Source organism: Psychrobacter sp., assembly GCF_018260395.1.
In the GTDB taxonomy this organism is placed as follows: Bacteria; Pseudomonadota; Gammaproteobacteria; order Pseudomonadales; family Moraxellaceae; genus Psychrobacter.
In genome coordinates, this window is the sequence record NZ_JAGLBC010000201.1 from 1 (window position 1) to 3032 (window position 3032).

At 41.8% G+C, this 3032-nt stretch carries 3 protein-coding genes; 2 read left to right on the forward strand and 1 reads right to left on the reverse strand.

Features of this window, described 5'->3' with window-relative positions:
- Positions 1-66: 66 nt before the first annotated feature.
- A complete protein-coding gene (locus QZ265_RS10390) occupies positions 67-930 on the forward strand; it encodes an NRDE family protein (RefSeq protein ID WP_296405919.1) in 864 nt (287 codons plus the stop codon).
- Positions 931-1113: 183 nt separating this feature from the next.
- Positions 1114-2208, forward strand: coding sequence for an NAD(P)-dependent alcohol dehydrogenase (locus tag QZ265_RS10395; protein ID WP_296405921.1), 1095 nt, complete (start codon positions 1114-1116; stop codon positions 2206-2208).
- Positions 2209-2312: 104 nt separating this feature from the next.
- Here QZ265_RS10395 and QZ265_RS10400 read toward each other — a convergent pair whose 3' ends face one another.
- A complete protein-coding gene (locus tag QZ265_RS10400; protein ID WP_296405923.1) occupies positions 2313-2834 on the reverse strand; it encodes an RNA pyrophosphohydrolase in 522 nt (173 codons plus the stop codon).
- Between the last annotated feature and the right edge of the window lie 198 nt (positions 2835-3032).

Consider the following 3032-nt stretch of genomic DNA (forward strand, 5'->3'; position numbering starts at 1 on the left):
GTTCGTGCAAAGGTTTCAAATCAAAATATCTTGTTGTTAACCTATTCAATTACATAAGGAAGGCTCATGTGTATAGCTGCTATAGCTTGGCAATTATTTGATGAGATGCCATTAGTGCTACTGTCTAATAGAGATGAGTTTTTAGATCGTCCTACGACCACTACTCACCAATGGATGGATTTACCCATATTGGCAGGACGCGATGATAAAAGTGGTGGAACTTGGCTTGGCGTGCACCAACATGGCGCAGAAAATAAAGTTGTGACTCAAAATGGACGATGGGCGGCGGTGTTAAATTTTAGAGATGGGGTAAAAGCAATTGAAGAACAACGCTCTCGAGGTGAGCTGGTAGCTAATTTTTTAATCAGTGACTTATCACCACTAGCCTTTGCTCGCCAGATTGACTTGCAAGCCTATGCAGGATTCAATCTTATTGTAGGCGATACTCACCAAGCAGTGATTGTCAATAATCGAGGCTATCCACCCACGCCACTTCACAGCGGTCTTCATATTGTCTCAAATGGACAACCAGATGAGGCGTGGTTTAAGTCTGAACGTTTGCGTGGCCGATTACGTCAAGAAGTACTACCTTTAATTAGTGAAAGTATTGAATTTTATAACAGTGACAAACACTACTGGCAAGATGCTGCATGGCAGGTTTTGTCAGATACCACACAAGCCCCCAGCAATAAGCTGCCGGATACAGGACTGCCAAAGTCTTTAGAACAAGCGCTGTCTTCTATTTGCATTGATACGCCTGAAATGCCCACTTATGGCACCCGAACCCAAAGCATATTGACCATGCGTCGAGCTTCACACCTTGCGAACCCTGATTTGATTCATTTAGAGCAACTCAATAAAGCCTCAGACACTGCAGAAGGCCACTTACCATTAACGCTTGATAGTCGTGAGTATTCTCATCATTTTTAACAAACTATAAATAGAAGTTTTAAATTACCAAAATCCATAAAATTAATGTGGATTAAATGGTCTTGTCATATATCAAAGGTATATTTTAGTTGTAAGCAAGTGTGCAATAGGAACAAATAGTGATTACTTGTCTAAGAGCACACCGTTTTGTTGAAAAAAGCCAACACAAAAGGATGATATGACATGAGTATGATGAAAACCCTAATATTTGTAGAACCCGGTAAAATTGAACTAACTGAAAAGAAAATACCAGATGTCGGCCCTAATGATGCGCTAATTAAAATAACTACCACCACAATTTGCGGCACCGATATTCATATCTTTAAAGGTGAATATCCTGTAGCACCAAATCTTACTATCGGTCATGAGCCTGTTGGTATTATTGAAAAGCTTGGCAGCGCAGTGATGGGCTATGAAGAGGGGCAACGAGTTATCGCTGGTGCGATCTGCCCAAGCTTTAGCTCTTATGCCTGTCAAGATGGCCTTCCTTCTCAAGATGGTGGTTATATCCAACCAGACGGTACGTGCGCTTGTCATGGGTACAAAGCCACGGGCGGCTGGCGCTTTGGCAATATCATTGATGGCACTCAAGCTGAATATGTTTTAGTACCAGACGCTCAAGCAAACCTAGCCCCTGTGCCTGATGGCTTAACCGATGAGCAAGTATTGATGTGTCCTGACATTATGTCAACAGGCTTTAAAGGCGCTGAAAATGCCAATATTCAAATTGGCGATGTTGTCGCTATTTTTGCCCAAGGGCCTATCGGGCTATGTGCCACAGCAGGCGCTAAGCTAAAAGGCGCATCAACTATCATTGCTATAGATGGCAATGACGATCGTCTGGTAATGGCCAAAAAAATGGGCGCTGATGTTACTTTGAACTTTAAAGAATTGGATGTCGTCGATGAAGTCATGAAGCTGACAGGGGGGCGAGGTGTTGATAGCAGTATTGAAGCATTGGGATTACAGTCTACGTTCGAGCAGGGATTGACGATACTTAAACCCGGTGGTACGTTTTCAAGCTTAGGCGTCTATTCAGAAGACTTAACTATTCCTATGGCATATTTTGCCGCAGGACTTGGCGATCACACTATTCGCACTGCACTGTGCCCAGGCGGTAAAGAGCGTATGCGACGTCTCATGAATGTGATTGAATCAGGTCGAATTGATTTGTCTGAAATGGTCACTCATACCTACAAACTAGATGATATCGTTGAGGCGTATGACTTATTTATGAATCAGCGTGATGGTGTGTTGAAGGTGGCTATTAAGCCGTGATGGGATGCTTTCGTAGATAATTTTAAGCAACAAAAATGCCTACATTTGATGCAGGCATTTTTAATAGTGAAGACAATATAAAAACGAAGAGTTTCGTAAAAAAACTAGACCTGAATAAGATGATTGGTCTGTTCAGGGATAATCAATTCTTTTTTTAGCGGCAACTCTCGTGCCAGCTCTCGCAATGCACGGCGATACACACCACGTTTAAAATGAACCACCTGACCTAGTGGATACCAGTAGCTTACCCATTCCCAATGGTCAAACTCTGGTTTGGCTGTGTCAAAGCGGATATGTTCTGTATTCGGCTCATCTAGCTGTAGCAAAAACCACTTTTGTTTTTGTCCAATACACAAAGGATGTTGCCCTTGACGTATATAACGTTTAGGTAGCCGATATCTCAGCCAGTTATCTGTAGCGGCTAGAAGCTGAACGTGTCGAGGATATAAACCTACCTCCTCCCACAGCTCTCGGTACATGGCATCTAAAGGTGTTTCCCCCTCGTCGATACCCCCTTGCGGGAACTGCCAAGAATCATGACCAACTCGTTTTGCCCATAGTACTTGTCCTTGTGTATTAGCCAAGATGATACCGACATTGGCTCGAAAGCCGTCTGCATCAATCATGACGATAACCTTAAAATTAAAAATTATAGAAATATAATCTGTTCGCTACTTAATATTTAACTTCGACTATCTGTTATGGTTTTAATTGTCGAGGTTCAACAGTAATTAGACAAACAAAAAATCATTACCTATATTAAACCAGTAATTTAAGTTAAATGGTAACAATATTTTGATATAAAATGTTTCACAGTCTAGCTA